The organism is Kitasatospora sp. NPDC002543, assembly GCF_053594915.1.
Window position 1 is genome coordinate 16,285 of the sequence record NZ_JBSFWR010000101.1, and the last position, 14,912, is coordinate 31,196.

General features: G+C 75.7%; 19 protein-coding genes. 16 read left to right on the top strand and 3 right to left on the bottom strand.

Annotated features, from left to right (window positions below; all coding sequences use genetic code 11):
• Positions 1-5: 5 nt before the first annotated feature.
• The 12 genes from ACWD4P_RS30830 (at position 6) to ACWD4P_RS30885 (ending at position 9,997) form a co-directional block, all read left to right on the top strand.
• Positions 6-1,037, top strand: a complete 1,032-nt coding sequence (locus ACWD4P_RS30830) for a hypothetical protein (protein WP_449781920.1) — start codon at positions 6-8, stop codon at positions 1,035-1,037.
• Entirely contained in the window at positions 1,030-1,986 is a 957-nt protein-coding gene (gene trpA, locus ACWD4P_RS30835) for a tryptophan synthase subunit alpha (protein WP_449781921.1), read from the top strand. The genes ACWD4P_RS30830 and trpA overlap by 8 nt, the downstream gene beginning before the upstream one ends.
• Positions 1,980-2,354 (top strand): ectoine synthase, encoded by a 375-nt coding sequence (locus ACWD4P_RS30840; protein ID WP_359829460.1) that lies wholly within the window; start codon positions 1,980-1,982, stop codon positions 2,352-2,354. The genes trpA and ACWD4P_RS30840 overlap by 7 nt, the downstream gene beginning before the upstream one ends.
• Positions 2,355-2,571: 217 nt before the next feature.
• Complete coding sequence (locus tag ACWD4P_RS30845; protein WP_359829461.1) at positions 2,572-3,717, top strand: acyl-CoA dehydrogenase family protein; 1,146 nt, start codon at positions 2,572-2,574, stop codon at positions 3,715-3,717.
• The gene (locus tag ACWD4P_RS30850) at positions 3,714-4,433 is read left to right on the top strand and encodes a phosphoribosylanthranilate isomerase (RefSeq protein ID WP_359829462.1); all 720 of its coding nucleotides are present in this window, start codon (positions 3,714-3,716) and stop codon (positions 4,431-4,433) included. The genes ACWD4P_RS30845 and ACWD4P_RS30850 overlap by 4 nt, the downstream gene beginning before the upstream one ends.
• Positions 4,430-5,125, top strand: a complete 696-nt coding sequence (locus ACWD4P_RS30855) for an indole-3-glycerol-phosphate synthase (RefSeq protein WP_359829463.1) — start codon at positions 4,430-4,432, stop codon at positions 5,123-5,125. Before ACWD4P_RS30850 ends, ACWD4P_RS30855 begins: the two co-directional genes overlap by 4 nt.
• Complete coding sequence (locus tag ACWD4P_RS30860; protein ID WP_359829464.1) at positions 5,122-6,024, top strand: alpha/beta hydrolase; 903 nt, start codon at positions 5,122-5,124, stop codon at positions 6,022-6,024. Before ACWD4P_RS30855 ends, ACWD4P_RS30860 begins: the two co-directional genes overlap by 4 nt.
• Before the next feature lie 184 nt (positions 6,025-6,208).
• Positions 6,209-6,466 carry a hypothetical protein gene (locus tag ACWD4P_RS30865; RefSeq protein ID WP_449781922.1) on the top strand — a complete coding sequence of 86 codons (258 nt, stop codon included), beginning with the start codon at positions 6,209-6,211 and terminating at the stop codon, positions 6,464-6,466.
• Positions 6,467-6,471: 5 nt separating this feature from the next.
• Positions 6,472-6,840, top strand: coding sequence for a hypothetical protein (locus tag ACWD4P_RS30870; protein ID WP_449781931.1), 369 nt, complete (start codon positions 6,472-6,474; stop codon positions 6,838-6,840).
• 154 nt (positions 6,841-6,994) lie between these two features.
• Complete coding sequence (locus ACWD4P_RS30875; protein ID WP_449781923.1) at positions 6,995-7,789, top strand: MBL fold metallo-hydrolase; 795 nt, start codon at positions 6,995-6,997, stop codon at positions 7,787-7,789.
• 154 nt (positions 7,790-7,943) lie between these two features.
• On the top strand, positions 7,944-8,903 hold the full coding sequence (locus tag ACWD4P_RS30880; RefSeq protein ID WP_449781924.1) for a TIGR04222 domain-containing membrane protein: 960 nt from the start codon (positions 7,944-7,946) through the stop codon (positions 8,901-8,903).
• Between the two features lie 482 nt (positions 8,904-9,385).
• Complete coding sequence (locus tag ACWD4P_RS30885) at positions 9,386-9,997, top strand: AraC family transcriptional regulator (protein WP_449781925.1); 612 nt, start codon at positions 9,386-9,388, stop codon at positions 9,995-9,997.
• On the opposite strand, the gene ACWD4P_RS30890 is transcribed toward ACWD4P_RS30885, so the two are convergent.
• From ACWD4P_RS30890 to ACWD4P_RS30900, 3 genes are all read right to left on the bottom strand, one after another.
• On the bottom strand, positions 9,969-10,745 hold the full coding sequence (locus tag ACWD4P_RS30890) for an alpha/beta fold hydrolase (RefSeq protein WP_449781932.1): 777 nt from the start codon (positions 10,743-10,745) through the stop codon (positions 9,969-9,971). The two genes, ACWD4P_RS30885 and ACWD4P_RS30890, sit on opposite strands and share 29 nt — an antisense overlap.
• A 348-nt stretch (positions 10,746-11,093) precedes the next feature.
• A complete protein-coding gene (locus ACWD4P_RS30895) occupies positions 11,094-11,198 on the bottom strand; it encodes a DUF397 domain-containing protein (RefSeq protein WP_449781926.1) in 105 nt (34 codons plus the stop codon).
• A 43-nt stretch (positions 11,199-11,241) separates the two neighbouring features.
• Complete coding sequence (locus tag ACWD4P_RS30900; RefSeq protein ID WP_449781927.1) at positions 11,242-11,439, bottom strand: DUF397 domain-containing protein; 198 nt, start codon at positions 11,437-11,439, stop codon at positions 11,242-11,244.
• Between the two features lie 543 nt (positions 11,440-11,982).
• Here ACWD4P_RS30900 and ACWD4P_RS30905 point away from each other — a divergent pair.
• From ACWD4P_RS30905 to ACWD4P_RS30920, 4 genes are all read left to right on the top strand, one after another.
• Positions 11,983-12,537, top strand: a complete 555-nt coding sequence (locus tag ACWD4P_RS30905) for a MarR family winged helix-turn-helix transcriptional regulator (protein ID WP_449781928.1) — start codon at positions 11,983-11,985, stop codon at positions 12,535-12,537.
• On the top strand, positions 12,534-13,394 hold the full coding sequence (locus ACWD4P_RS30910) for an ATP-binding cassette domain-containing protein (RefSeq protein ID WP_449781929.1): 861 nt from the start codon (positions 12,534-12,536) through the stop codon (positions 13,392-13,394). The genes ACWD4P_RS30905 and ACWD4P_RS30910 overlap by 4 nt, the downstream gene beginning before the upstream one ends.
• Positions 13,354-14,250 carry an ABC transporter permease gene (locus tag ACWD4P_RS30915; RefSeq protein ID WP_449781930.1) on the top strand — a complete coding sequence of 299 codons (897 nt, stop codon included), beginning with the start codon at positions 13,354-13,356 and terminating at the stop codon, positions 14,248-14,250. Before ACWD4P_RS30910 ends, ACWD4P_RS30915 begins: the two co-directional genes overlap by 41 nt.
• A gap of 98 nt (positions 14,251-14,348) precedes the next feature.
• Positions 14,349-14,738, top strand: coding sequence for a hypothetical protein (locus ACWD4P_RS30920; RefSeq protein WP_449781933.1), 390 nt, complete (start codon positions 14,349-14,351; stop codon positions 14,736-14,738).
• Positions 14,739-14,912 lie beyond the last annotated feature (174 nt).

The window sequence follows — 14,912 nt, forward strand, 5'->3', positions numbered from 1 at the left end:
CCGCCATGCACCCGGCCCTCACCGCACTGCTCGCCGGCCGCCCGGTAGCCCTGGAGGCCTGGCGCTCGTGGTGGGACCAGCTCGAACACCGCACCCTGGGCCCGGCCGACAGCGACCGGGCCCAGGCAGCGGCCCTGCTGGCCGCCCTCACCACCCGCCTGCCCGACCCGGACACCCTCACCGCCCTCGTCACCACCCTCACCGAACGCGCCCCCCACCCCGGCCCCGCCCACCCCCACAGCGTCAACATCGTCGGCACCGGCGGCGGCCCGGCCACCTTCAACCTCTCCACCGCCGCCGCCCTGACCGCCGCCGCCATGGGCATCCCCGTCGTCAAAACCGGCTCCCGCGCCTACACCAGCGCCACCGGCTCCGTCGACCTCCTCGAACGCCTGGGCATCACCCTCACCTCCAGCCACACCGCCACCGCCGACCACCTCGCCCGCCACGGCATCGCCTTCGCCGGCCCCCACGTCTACCCACCGGCCCTCACCCGCCTGGCCCGCACCCTCTACCCCCTCACCCTCAAACCCTTCGGCGCCTTCCTCAACACCCTCGGCCCGCTGCTCGCCACCGTCCCCGTCACCGCCCAGCTCACCGGCGTCTCCACCCCCGCCGCCCTGGCCGCCCTGCGCCCCCTGGCCGCCCACGACACCCGCCGCACCGTCTGGCTGGCCCACAACACCGCCGGCGCCGACGAACTCCTGCCCTTCGCCGACAACACCCTGCACACCCCCACCGGCGCCCTGCACCTGCCCGCCGGCACCATCGCCCCCGCCACCGGCACCCTCGCAGACCTCGCCCCGCACCCCGAGGACCTCACCGGCCACTTCCTGAACGCCCTCGCGGGCCGCGCCGGCGACACCGCCACCCACACCATCGCCCTCAACGCCGCCGCCCTCGCCCTGGCCAGCGGCCGCCACACCCACTGGGCCACCGCCCACACCGCCGCCCTGGACGCCCTCGCCGACGGCGCCCCCCGCGCCCTGGCCGAACGCCTGCGCACCACCCGCCGCAAGGAGACCACCGGTGCCTGAACCCCTCTTCCCCCCGCCCGGGCCGGGACTGGCGGTCTTCCTCAACGCCGGCGACCCCGCCGGCCGCCTCACCGACCTCGCCCTCATGCTCGACACCCAGGGCGTCGACGTCCTCGAACTGGCCGTCCCCTTCCCCAACTCGCCCACCGACGGCCCCGTCATCCGCCGCTCCGCCGCCCGCGCCCTGGAGGCCGGCACCACCCTGGACACCGTCCTCGCCGAACTCGCCGACCTCACCCCGAAGCTGAACCACCTCAAGGTCGCCCTGCTCGCCGACTGGAGCCACAGCCTGCGCCACCGCGACCCCGCCGCCACCACCCGGGCCATCGCCGACGCCGGAGCCCGCGCCCTGCTCGTCCACGCCCTGCCCCCACGCCTGCGCCCCGCCTGGCAGCACGCCCTGCGCACCCAGGGCCTGCCACAGGTCACCACCTGCTACCCCGCCTCCACCCCCGACACCCTCCACGCCGCCGCCCGCGACGCCACCGGCGCCTACGTCTACCTCGTCGCCCACTACGGCCGCTCCGGCACCACCCCCGCCACCGGCCACCACGCCCTGGCCGACACCGTCACCGCGCTGCGCTCCGCCGCCCCCGGCACACCCGTCGCCGTCGGCTTCGGCGTCAAGAGCGCCGCCGACCTGCGGGCCGTCGCCGCCAGCGGGGCGGACGCGGCGATCGTCGGCTCCGCCGCCGTGGCCCGCCTGGAGGACGCCGCCGCCGAAGGCCTCGACCCCGTCGAGGAGTTGAGGGCCTTCCTCACCGACCTCCGCCCCGACCGCAGCGCCCACCCGCACCGGCCCGGCGGACCCAGCACCACCACGCACACCGGCACCACCGGCACCACTACGCACACCGGCACCACCGCCGTGCACACCTGCGTGCACACCCCCACCACGGTGCCCGCCACCGCGAGCACCCCCACCCGGAAGGACCGACCCGCATGCTGATCCGCGACCTGGCCGACGTCAAGACCGTCGAGTGGGGCAACGGCCTGTCCCGCCGCTTCCTCGTCGAGAGCGACGGCCTCGGCTACAGCCTCACCGACACCGTCGTCAACGCCGGCACCAAGTCCCGCCTGGAGTACCGCAACCACCTCGAGGCCTGCTACTGCATCGCCGGCTCCGGCGAGGTCGTCGACATGGACGGCAACACCCACCCCATCACCCCCGGACGCCTGTACGCCCTCGACGAGCACGACGCCCACTACCTGGTCGCCAGCCCCGAGGAGGACCTGCGCCTGGTGTGCGTCTTCTCCCCGGCCCTGCGCGGCGACGAGGTCCACCAGCTCGACGCCCACTCCTCCTCCGCCTACTAGGAGAACGCCCCCCCCGCCCGGGGGGCACCTCCTGCCAGGCACCCCCGCACCCCGCCGGGGCCCGCCGCCGCCCGCCCGCCGCGCGGCCCGGGCCCCCGGGATCCGGGAACCCCCAGGAACCGACGACAGCCGGCGCCCACCCCATCTGTCACCACCCGCGCCGGCCTGCCACCCCGGGCCCCGCACCCCGCGGCCCGGGAGGAAGGCGGCACATCCCATGATCCGCTGGAACGCCGACCAGACGGCCCTGCGCGAGGGCCTGGCCCGCTTCGGCGACGACCTCAGCGCCGGCCACATCGAAGGCGACGAACAGGCCGCCTTCTCCCACGACAAGTGGCGCATGATCCAGAAGACCGGCATCCTCTCCCTGCCCTTCGAGGAACGCTACGGCGGCCTGGACCAGTCCCTGCTCACCACCATGTACGTCCTCGAAGGCCTCGGCGCCACCTGCCGCGACGGCGGCCTCAACTTCTCCGTCACCACCTCCATGGCCTCCACCGGCGTCCCCCTGCAGGCCTTCGGCTCACCCGCCCTCAAAGAGGCCTACCTGCCCCGCATCGCCTCCGGCGACGCCATCGGCGCCCACGCCATCACCGAGTCCGAATCCGGCTCCGACGCCATGCAGATGCGCACCCGCGCCGTGCGCGACGGCGACCACTTCGTCCTCAACGGCGCCAAGACCTTCGTCTCCAACGGCCCCGTCGCCGACGTCATCGTCGTCTACGCCCGCACCCACCCCCAGGGCGGCGCCCTGGGCGTCACCGCCTTCCTCGTCGACGCCGACACCCCCGGCCTGACCACCGGCAACCCCATCAAGAAGATGGGCCTGCGCACCTCCCCGCTCTCCGAGCTCTACCTCGACGACGTCCGCGTCGGCGCCGACCGCGTCCTGGGCCGCGTCGGCGGCGGCTTCCTCGTCCTGGACCACGTCATGAAACGCGAGATCCTCTACACCTTCATCGTCAACACCGGCGAGATGCAGCACCGCCTCGCCCGCTGCCTGGACTACGCCAAGACCCGCATGTCCTTCGGCAAACCCATCGGCTCCTACCAGTCCGTCGCCAACAAGATCGTCGACACCAAGATCCGCCTCGAAACCGCCCGCAAGTGGCTCTACGACACCGCCCAGCGCCTCGAAGCCGGCGACAACGTCACCGTCGACATGGCCATCGCCAAACTCCTCACCAGCGAATCCAACCTCGCCACCTCCCTGGCCGCCGTCCAGGTCTTCGGCGGCAACGGCTACATGGCCGAATACGGCCTCGAGAAGGACGTGCGCAACGCCGTCGCCGGCACCATCTACTCCGGCAGCAACGAAATCCAGTACAACCGCATCGCCGCCATGCTGGGACTGGGCAAATGACCGCCCCCGCCGCCCCGCTCGCCCCCACCAGATCCGGCCACCTCAAAGTCTGCGGCGCCCGCACCCGCTCCGACCTCACCCTGCTCGCCGACACCGGCCCCACCCTCGTCGGCCTGTGGCACGGCATCCCCGGCGGCCCCGCCGAACTCGAGGCCGACCGCCTCACCGACCTCGCCGCCACCGCCATCCGCCTGGGCCTGGAACCCGTCCTCGTCACCTTCCTCGACGACGCCCCCACCATCGCCGCCCTCGCCCGCGCCACCGGCATCCGCTGGATCCAGCTCCACGCCTACCAGAGCCCCGCCCTCGTCACCGAACTGCGCGAACACCTGCCCTACGCCGTCCTCGTCAAAGTCCTCCACCTCTCCCGCGGCCGCTGCCTGGAACGCGCCTTCACCCGCGCCTACGCCCGCGCCGGCTGCGACCTGTTCCTCCTGGACACCGTCACCGACGACGGCCGCGTCGGCTCCACCGGCCAACCCCTGGACCCCACCCACGTCCACGCCCTCCTGCCCCGCCTCACCATCCCCTTCCTCCTCGCCGGCGGCCTCAACGCCACCAACCGCGACACCTACCGCACCGTCACCGACCACCCCCTGTACGCCGGCGCCGACATCGACTCCGCCGCCCGCGACCGCACCGGCCGCTTCACCCACGAAGCCGTCACCGCCCTCACCCGCGCCTGGCACCCGCGCCTCCAGGAGACCCCGGCATGACCTTCATCGACGCGCTGCTCACCGCCGCCCGCCCCCTGGTCATGGAAGTCAAACTCCGCGACCCCCACGGCGCCGACCTGCTGGGCGAACGCACCGTCACCGACCTCGTCACCCGCTACGAACAGGCCGGCGCCCCCTGCCTGTCCGTCGTCACCGGCCGCTGGTTCGGCGGCACCCCCCGCCTGCTGCGCGACGTCGCCGCCGCCACCGAACTGCCCGTCCTGCAAAAGGACTTCCTCACCCGACCCGCCCAACTCGAAGCCGCCAAGGCCCTGGGCGCCTCCGCGGTCCTGCTCACCGCCGCCCTGCTGCCCGCCACCTCCCTGCGACGCCTCGTCGACGCCGCCCTCGACCTCGGCCTGACCCCCTTCGTCGAGATCACCGACGAACGCGAACTCGACACCCTGCCCCGCGTCCCCGAATGCGTCGTCGCCGTCAACAACAAGGACATCCGCACCCGCGAACGCGACCGCGGCGACCTCGGCCGCAGCCTGCGCCTGCTGCCCGCCCTGCGGGCCGCCGGCTGCCGCGCCCCCGTCTCCGCCTCCGCCATCACCGAACCCGCCGACGCCGCCCGCCTCCTGGACGCCGGCTACGCCGCCCTGCTCATCGGCACCTCCCTGATGCGCACCACCGACCTCACCGGCTGGCTCGCCGACCTCGACGCGGCCACAGGGGCGGTCGCCGCATGAGGAACGACCTGCGCACCCGCTCCCTGGTCCTGGACGCCGACGGCATCCCCCTGTCCGCCCTCGTCGCCGAACCCGAGGGCCGCGCCCCCAAAGCCGTCGTCCTGGCCGTCCACGGCCGCGGCATGCGCGCCGCCTACTTCGCCGGCCCCGCCCACCCCGACACCAGCCTGCTCACCCTCGCCGCCGACCTCGGCTACACCGTCCTCGCGATCGACCGCCCCGGCCACGGCGCCTCCGCCCACCGCCTGCCCGCCGGCCAGCTCATCGCCGACCAGGCCGCCACCCTCCACGCCGCCCTCACCGACTACGCCCGCGCCCACGACACCGGCGCCGGCGTCCAACTCCTCGCCCACTCCTTCGGCGGCAAGATCGCCCTGCACCTCGCCGCCCACTGGCCCGCCGACCCCCGCCTGCCCCTGCTGGGCTGCGACATCTCCGGCCTCGCCCAGCACTACGCCCCCGGCGCCTGGGACCGCCCCGACGACCTCGCCGGCGGCGGCCGCCTCAACTGGGGCCCCCTCCACCTCTACCCGCCCGGCACCTTCCACGCCGCCCGCACCCTGCTCACCCCCGTCCCCGCCCTCGAATCACGCGAACTGGCCACCTGGCCCGCCCGCTACAGCGCCCTCGCCGCCCGCGTGCGCGTCCCGGTACGCCTGACCCTCGCCGACCACGAACACTGGTGGCGCTTGGACGAGACCGACCGCACCGCCCTGACCGCCGCCTTCCCCACCGGCCTCGCCCACCTGGCCCGCGCCCGCCGCGCCGGCCACAACCTCTCCCTGGGCCACGCCGCCCGCCCCTACCACCTGCGGGCCCTCGCCTTCACCGACGACTGCCTCACCCACCCCGCCCCCGCGGCCCCCGCCGCGCCCGCGCCCGTCCTGGCCGCCGTCTGACCCCGCCGGCCAGGACCGCACCCACCGAGCCATCCGACGCGGGGTGGTGAAACGGGACCCCGCCGCCCCTGCCCCGGGCAGGCAGCGGCGGCGGGGCCCCGGCGGGCCCGCTCCCGCCCGCCGCCGGCAACCTGGACGGGTACGGGTGCGTACCCGTACTCTGTGGGGAACGGAAGGAGCCGAGATGGCCGACGCGAACATCCGCATCCCCGCCGAGGCCAGGGACCGCCTGGCCGAGGTCGCCGCAGGCGAGAACCTGTCCCTGCGGGCCTACCTCTCCCGCCTGGCACAGGACCTGTTCACCCCGGACGAGCGGGCCGAACGGGCCGAACACGCCCGCCAGGTCCTGGCCCAGTGGAACGGCTACGACCCGGACGCCACCCGTGCCGCCGGCCTGGACGCCGAACTCGAGCGCCGCCTGTCCGAGGCGGCCGGGCGGTGACCGGCCTGCACGTCGTGCTGGACGACACCGCCATGGTCGCGGCGGGCCGCGGCAACCTGCTCGTCTCCCGCCTCATCCACCGCGCGCACGCCGAACAGGGCTGGTACCTCTACGCCCCGGCCTGCGCCCTGGTGGAGGCGGACCGCGAACGCCCGGGAACGGCCGAACACCTGGCCTCCCTGCCGGCCCTCACCGTGCTGGACCTGGACCTCGCCGCCGCTCTCGCCGTGGCCACCGACAGCACGTGGGCCCAGGCTCACGTCCGCCACGCAGCCGCCCCCACACCCGAACGTCCCGACGGGGCGTTCGTCGCCACCGCGGATCCCACCCGCTGGAAGGGCGAACCGGTGCGGGTCCTGGACCTCGGCCCCTGACCGCCGTCCGGCGCGGCCAGGAGCAGGGCGGTGCCCCGGCCCCGCCCGCGGGAATCGCGCAGCGCCCGCGACGGTTGCAGCCCACGGCCCGCGCACGGACCCCGACCGGTCCCGGCGCGGGCCCTTCGACGAACCATCACCCGAGGGGCGGCACATGAAGATCGGCGACATCGAGATCCTGGCGATCACCGACGGCACCGGCACCGAACGGGGCGCCGACGTCCTCACCCGCCCCGGCGCCGACGACCCCTGGGCCTGCCACCGCCACCACCTCGCACCCGACGGCACCCTCGCCCTGCCGCTCGGCGGCTTCCTGGTCCGCACCGCCCGGCGCACCGTCCTCGTCGACGCCGGCGTCGGCCCCCACGACGACGGCCGCTACCGAGGCGGCGCGCTGCTCGACTCCCTCGCCGCCCACGGCACCACCCCCGACGAGGTCACCGACGTCGTCTTCACCCACCTGCACTTCGACCACATCGGCTGGGCCAGCGTCGAGGGCCGGCCCGTCTTCCCCAACGCCACCTACCGCGCCCACCGCGCCGACTGGCAGCACTTCGTCACCGGCCCCGCCGCCACCCCCCACACCGTCGCCAAACTCACCCCCGTCGAGAACCGGCTGGAACTCTTCGACACCGACTTCACCCTCGCCCCCGGCCTCGACGCCCTCCACCTGCCCGGCCACACCCCCGGCACCACCGTCTTCGTCGCCTCCGGCGGCGGCCGGCGCGCCCTGCTGCTCGGCGACGTCGTCCACTCCGTCGTCCAGTTCGCCGAACGCGACTGGCAGGTGGTCTGGGACATCGACCCCGCCGCCGCCAGTGCCGTGCGCAACCGCCTCACCGACGAAGCCGCCGACACCGACGACCTCCTCGTCGCCGCCCACCTGCCCGGCATGCGCTTCGGCCGCATCCTCGCCGCCGACGGCCACCGCCGCTTCGTCGCCGTCTGACCCCCACCCCGGCCGGTCTCGGCCGCCACCCGGCGTGCGGCCGCCGGCCGCCGGCCGTGCGGCGCGTCCGGTGGCCGTGCGCGTCGCCCGTGGCTTGCCGGGCCGCCGGCGGCGACCCCACACTGGGCTGGTCCGCCGTGGGGGAGGGGGCGTCATGGGGGTGGTCCCGGTACTCCTGCTGGGGACGGCGGCGGGGGTGGCCGCGGTGGGGCTGCGCTGCCGGGCGGCGCTGCGCGCGCTGTACCGGGCCGAACGGCGCGCGGCGGGGCGGGAGTTCGACCTCGATGCGAGCGAACTCGCCTGCCTGGCCGGGACGCTGGGACAGCTCACGCTCACGCGGATGCACGAGGCCGGCCGTCTGGTCGCCTCCCGCTCGGGCGACGTCACCGCGACCGGCGCCGCCGGCGGCCCCGGGGCCCTCGACGGTGCCGGGGCCGCCGGCGGCGCGGGCGGCTTCGAGGCCGCGGCCGTACGCGCGCTCGGCCCCACCCGGACCTGCGGCATCACGCGGCTGATCCGCGCGGTGGACCACGGCGCCGAGGCCAAGGCCCTGCGCGCGCGGCTCGCGGCCCGGGGCCTGGCCTACGACGAGGAACAGGCCGACCGGCTCGGGGAGTTCGGCCGCCGCACCGCGGCGCTCCTCGCCCTGGTGGTCTCGGCGGGCCTGGCCGCCCTGGTGTGGACGCTCGCACGGGGCGAGGACTGGCTCCTGCCGCTGCTGGCCTTCCCGCCGCTGCTCGCCGCGGTCCTGTGGATCGGCCGCGCGGCCCGCCCGCCCGCGGGCATCGCCACCGGGCCCGGCACGCGGGTGCTGGAGGCCGCCCGGGCGGGCGCACACCGCTCGCACGGGGCGGCGGCCGTGGCCGTGCGCGGCCTGGACGCCCTGCCCGCCGGCCACGACCTGCGGCTCTGCCAGGACGGGGCCCGGGCCAAGATGGCGGCCCTGTTCCAAGCTGCCGCCCAGCGGTACACGCCGGGCGGCAGCGGCAGCGGCAGCGGTGGCGGCGACGGGGGCGTGGGCGCCGGAGCGTGTGGCGGCGGTGGGCACGGCGGCGGTGGGCACGGCGGCGGCTGCGCAGGGGGCTGCGGGGGAGGCTGCGGCGGCGGGCTCTGAACCTCGTCGGCGTCGACCGGCCGTCCCTGCCTGCGGGGATGCACGCCACCGCGAACGCGTGCGCGGCGAGCACCGGGGCCGGTTCCCCGCGCTTGCCGTAGGAGCCGCCGGCCCCGAAGGCCGCCCTCGCGAGCGGCGCCGACGCGGTGCCGATCCGGCGCGCACGGGCGGGCGTTCCCGTCGGACGGCGGCCCGGCCCCGGCCGGCGGGCCGCCGGTGACCAACGCCGTCCCTGAACCGGCGCATGCCCGCCGCCGGGCGGGGAAGCCGACTGGGCGACCCGGGCCGGCGCCGCTCTCGGCCGGGTCCCGGGGTCCGAGGGTGCCCCGGAGCGCCGCCCGCACCCGCGAGGGGCCCGCCGGTGCGGGCGGCGCGCGGCACAATGGAGCGCACGGACACCGGACGCCGGCGTGACGGACGCCGCGTGACGGACGCCGTGTGACGGACGCCGCGTGACGGACGCGAGGCATGAGGGAGCAGTGATGGCACAGGTCGCCGTGGTCACCTTCGACGGGTTCAACGAGCTCGACAGCTTCATCGCCTCCGCGCTGATCAACCGCTGCCGCAAGGACGGCCTGGAAGCCTTCATCACCACCCCGACCCCGCAGGTCACCTCGATGAACGGCGTCCGGGTCACCGGGCAGCGCCCGATCGGCTTCGTCACCGAGGCCGACGTCGTGCTGATCGGCAGCGGCGTGCGCACCCGCGACGTCGTCGCCGACGCCGGCCTGCCGGCCCGGCTGCCGCTGGACCCGGCCCGCCAGCTCATCGGCTCCCAGTGCTCGGGCGCGCTCGTGCTCGCCCACCTCGGCCTGCTGGGCACCATGCCGGCCTGCACCGACTCGACCACCCGCCCCTTCGTCGAGGCCCGCGGCATCACCGTCCTGGACACGCCGTTCCACGCCGAGGGCAACATCGCCACCGCCGGCGGCTGCCTGGCCTCCCAGTACCTCGCCACCTGGGTCATCACCCGCACCCTCGGCGAGGACGCGGCCCGCGCCGTCCTCGACTACGTCGCCCCCGTCGGCGAGCACCGGGAGACCACCGCCCGCGCCCTGCACGCCGTCAAGGCCCTCGGAGCCACCCGGATCTGACGCCACGCGTACGGTCGAGGAAGGCGCCCACCTCCCGGGCGAAGGCCTCCGGGGCGTCCGCGTGCAGCCAGTGCCCGCAGCCGGGGACCTCCACCAGGAGGGTGTTCGGCCGCTCGGCGGCCATCCGCCGGGCGGTTGCGGCGGTGAGCAGGAAGCTGTCGGCGGCGCGCAGGAGCAGCGCGGGCCGGCGGGTCGCGTTCCACACGGCGGTGAAGTCCCCGCGCAGGCCCTCCTGCGAGGCCATCAGGTCGTCGGCGTCGAAGAGGAACCCCCAGCCGTCGTCGAACTCGACGGCGCTGTCCATGAAGCGGACGGCCGGGACCCCGCGTTCGGTCAGCGCCCGCGCCAGGTCCCGACGCGTGCGGGTGCGGCGCGGCCGGCCGGACACGTCCAGCACGGGACGGGTCTCGGGCTCGCGGTTGAGCGTCGTCATGTCGGCGACCACCAGCGCCGGCACCAGGTCGGGGCGCGGCAGGGCGAGGTGGAAGGCGACCGCGCCGCCCATCGAATGCCCCAGGACCGCGACGGGCGCCAGGGCGAGGGCGTCGAGGAACGCCGCCGCGTCCGCCGCGTAGCGGCCGGGGGTGAACTCGCCTCCGTGGTCGGACAGTCCGTGCCCGCGCTGGTCGAGGGCCACCACCCGGTAGCGCCCGGCGAGGGCTGCGGCCGGCGGCGCGAAGGACCTGCCCCGCCCGAAGTGCCCGTGCAGGGCGAGGACGACCGGGCGGCCGTCGCCGCCGAAGTCCAGGTAGGCGAAGCCGCGCCCGTCCGGTTCGACGAACGACTCGCCGCCGCGGCCCGCGCGCCCGCCGTGCTCCGCCCGCGCCGCGGTGCTCGGCCTCCCGCCCGCTGCGCGCCGGCCCGCCGGCCCGCCGGCGCGTCCGGCGCCGCGGCCCGCGCCCGCCGTCCGGCGGCGGACGGCTTCCCCCCGGGCGGCGGCCCGTCGTGCGGCGCGTCGAGCGGCTCGTCATGGGGCATGGGCGGATCCTCCAGTGGCCCCCGTGGGCCTGTCCAGGCCCGCACCCCGGGTACCGGGCCCGGGGACTTCTCGCGCACCGGTGTTCGCCTCACGCCGCCGCCCCCGGGGCAACGGCCGTCAGGCGCCGTCGAACTCGCCGGTGCGGACGGCGGTGACGAAGGGGCGCCAGGCAAAGGAGGAGAAGACGAGGGCCGGGCCGCCCGGGCCCGTGGAACCGCGCACGGGCGTGACGCCGTCGAAGCCGCCGGCGGGCGGGCAAGTGGCGTCAGGCGGTGCCGAGTTCGCCGCCGTGGATCGCGGTGACGAGGGACTGCCGGGCGGCCGGCGAGAAATCGAGGCGGGGGCCGCCGGGGTCCTTGCTGTCCCGTACGCGGCCGGGGTGCGCGTCGTCCACCTCGATGCGCCGGCCGCCGTCGGTGCTGTGGGTGCTCGTGCGCCGGGTGGCGGGACGGCCGCGGTTCATGGCGGTGTCCTCCTGGCCCGGGGGTGGAGCGGGAAGTCGGCCGGGCCGACTTCCCGCGCGGGGGCGGGGACGGAGGAGCTGCCGTCGCCCCCGGGACCGGAGTTCCTCGGTGTGCTCGGCGAAACGCTCGAACACGCCGTCGTCCCCGCTGCGCCGCAGGTGCGTCAGCGGGGAGTCGCGGCCGACGGTCGCGGCCGAGTACGCGGTGACGAGGGCGTGTTCGTCGAAACGGAAGACGGACAGGCCGATGCGGCGCGGGCGTCCTTCGGGGAACCGGAACGGGCCTCGATTCCCTCGGTGCCGGAGCGCTCGGCCAGGTGGTCCCGTGTGATGCGGATGCGGGTGGACACCGCGCGGGTCACGTCCCCGATCCGCTCCCGCCGGAGTGTCGTCTCGGAGCCGGAGCCGGAGCCGGAGCCGGAGCCGGGGCCGGGGCCGGGGCCGGATTCGGAGTCGGGGCCTCGGCGAGCAGTCGCGCCCGCACCGACCGGGGGCAGGCCGCACCCTCGACGGATAGCTCTCACTGAGAGCTAAAATGAGGGTATGACCGCGACAGAGCCACACCCGCTCGACGTCGCGCTGGCGGACGAGTTCTCCACCCTCCTCGTCGGCATCCAGCGCCTGGTCCGCCGCCACCTGCGGCACACGAGCGACGAACCCCGCCTGCGCGGCGCCCAGGCCGAACTGCTGCGCCTGGTGAGGGACACCCCCGGACTGCGCGTCTCGGAAGCCGCCGACGAGCTGTGTCTGGCCGGCAACTCCGTGTCCACTCTCGTCAACCAGCTCGTCGCACTGAACCTGCTGCGCCGCGGGAGCGACCCCGCCGACCGCCGCGCCGCCCTCCTGTACGCCACCCCCGAGGCCGTCGAGCGGATCGAGGCCTGGCGCCGGCGCCGCCGCGCCCTGATGGGCGACATCGTCACCGGACTCCCGCCGGCCGAACGCGAGGCCCTGGCCGCCGCGCTGCCCGCCCTGCGCCAGGTCGCCGACGGCCTGCGCACCGCACCCGCGCCGGGCACCGGGCAGAGCACCGAGCGGCCCGTCGGGCAGAGCACCCACCAGCCTGCCGACCGGTGCGCCGCACAGGGGGAGCGATGACTACCGAAGGCGCCGCGGGCGCCGGGGACGCGGTGGTGTGCCAGGGCCTCGAGTACACCTTCCGCCACGGCCGCGGCAAGGCCACCAAGGCCGTCGACGGCATCGACCTGACCGTGCGCACCGGCGAGGTGTTCGGCCTGCTCGGCCCCAACGGCGCCGGCAAGACCACGGCCATCCGCGCGATCACCACCCTGCTGCCCGTCGGCCCCGGCATGGTGCGCGTCTTCGGCCACGACGCCACCCGCCACCCCATGCAGGTGCGCCGCCTGCTCGGCTACGTCCCCCAGCAGCTGTCCGCCGACGCCGCCCTGACCGGCCGCGAGAACGTCGCCCTGTTCGCCCGCGTCTTCGACGTCCCGCGCCGCGAACGCGCCCGCCGCGTCGACCAGGCCCTGGCCGCCGTCGACCTCACGGACGCCGCCGAGCGGATGGCCGCCACCTACTCCGGCGGCATGGTGCGCCGCCTCGAACTCGCCCAGGCCCTGGTCAGCGCCCCGCGCCTGCTCGTCCTGGACGAGCCCACCATCGGCCTGGACCCGATCGCCCGCACCGGCGTGTGGGAGCGGGTGAACGCCGTACGCGCGGCCACCGGCATGACCGTCCTGGTCACCACCCACTGCATGGACGAGGCCGACCGCCACTGCGACCGCGTCGCCCTCATGGACCGCGGCCGCGTCCGCGCCCTCGGCACCCCCGCCGAACTCAAGGACCGGGTCCGCCACGCCGATCCGGACCGGCCCGCCCCCAGCCTCGACGACGTCTTCCGCCACTTCGCCGGCCGCCAACTGGCCGACGCCACCGAAGGAGACTTCTCCGATGTCCGCCGAACCCGCCGCACCGCGGGCCGCGTCGGGTGAACCCGGCCCGCCGCCGGCCGCGTCCGCCCGGCCCGCCGCCGCGGACGGCCCGGACCTGTCCCTGCTGCTGGTGCCCCCGCGCGCCCGCACCGGCTGGCGCCTGGTACCCGCCCGCATCGGCGCGATGTGCGCCGTCGAACTGCAGAAGCTGCGCCACGACCGCACCGAGCTGTACACCCGGGCCGTCCAGCCGGCGCTGTGGCTGCTGATCTTCGGCGAGACCTTCACCCGCCTCAAGGCCATCCCCACCGGCGGCATCCCGTACCTGGACTACCTGGCGCCCGGCATCATCGCCCAGTCCGCGATGTTCATCGCGATCTTCTACGGCATCATGATCATCTGGGAGCGGGACTCCGGCGTCCTCACCAAACTGCTGGTCACCCCGACCCCGCGCGCCGCCCTGGTCACCGGCAAGGCCTTCGCCGCCGGCGTCAAGGCCCTCCTGCAGGCCGTCGTGGTGGTGCTGATCGCCGCCGTCCTCGGCGTCGCCATGACCTGGAACCCGCTGCGGCTGCTGGGAGTCGTGGCCGTCGTCCTGCTCGGCTCGGCGTTCTTCTCCTGCCTGTCGATGGCCATCGCCGGCATCGTGCTCACCCGCGACCGCCTCATGGGCATCGGCCAGGCCATCACCATGCCGCTGTTCTTCGGCTCCAACGCCCTCTACCCCGTCGACCTGATGCCCGGCTGGCTCCAGGCCGTCAGCCGCGCCAACCCGCTCAGCTACCAGGTCGACGCGCTGCGCGGCCTGCTCATCGGCACCCCCTCCCACCTGCCCCTGGACTTCGCCGTCCTCGCCTTCGCCACCCTCCTCGGCATCGGCGCCGCCTCCGCCCTCCTGGGACGCCTGGCCCGCTAGGCCGTGTTCCGGAAGGTCGCCGTCCGCTTCGAGGCGGCCGCGCTCGCCGCCGCGATCGACCAGTGGCTGTGAGATCCGACGTGTCGGGCTCGCGTGCCATGCTGGCCGCGAGCCCGAAGCGGGGCGTCGCACGAGGGGAGAGACCGGTGGCCGCTGACTACTACCGCGCCGACAGCGAGAACGGCGACCACATCGACGACCCGTCCGAAGACGCCATCTTCATGCTGGTCGACGACCTCGACGACACCGACAACACGTTCCTCGTCATCCAGCCCGACGAGGACGACCCCCTCTGGTACGTCTCGGTCACCGTCCTCGACGAGGGCGGCTTCGAGATCGTCCGCCGCGACGCGAGCCGCCGCGAACACGACGTGATCACCGAGACCAGCATCGACACGATCGCTCACGACCTCATCCTCTGGCTGGCCGCCCGAAGCTTCCCGGGACGGCCGGACAGACGCACCCCCGACGCCTTCCAAAACACCTAGCGCACACGGGCCCCCGACGCCGAGCACCGCCCACCCCCCCCGCACCGCCGGACGGCCCGACCGGCCCGGCCGGCCCGGCGCCGCGCCCCGCGTCGCCGGGCGGGGTCCGTCGGGAGGGGCGCGCGCGGCACCGGCGACACCGTCCCGCTCCAGTGCCTGGACGACTCCACCCGC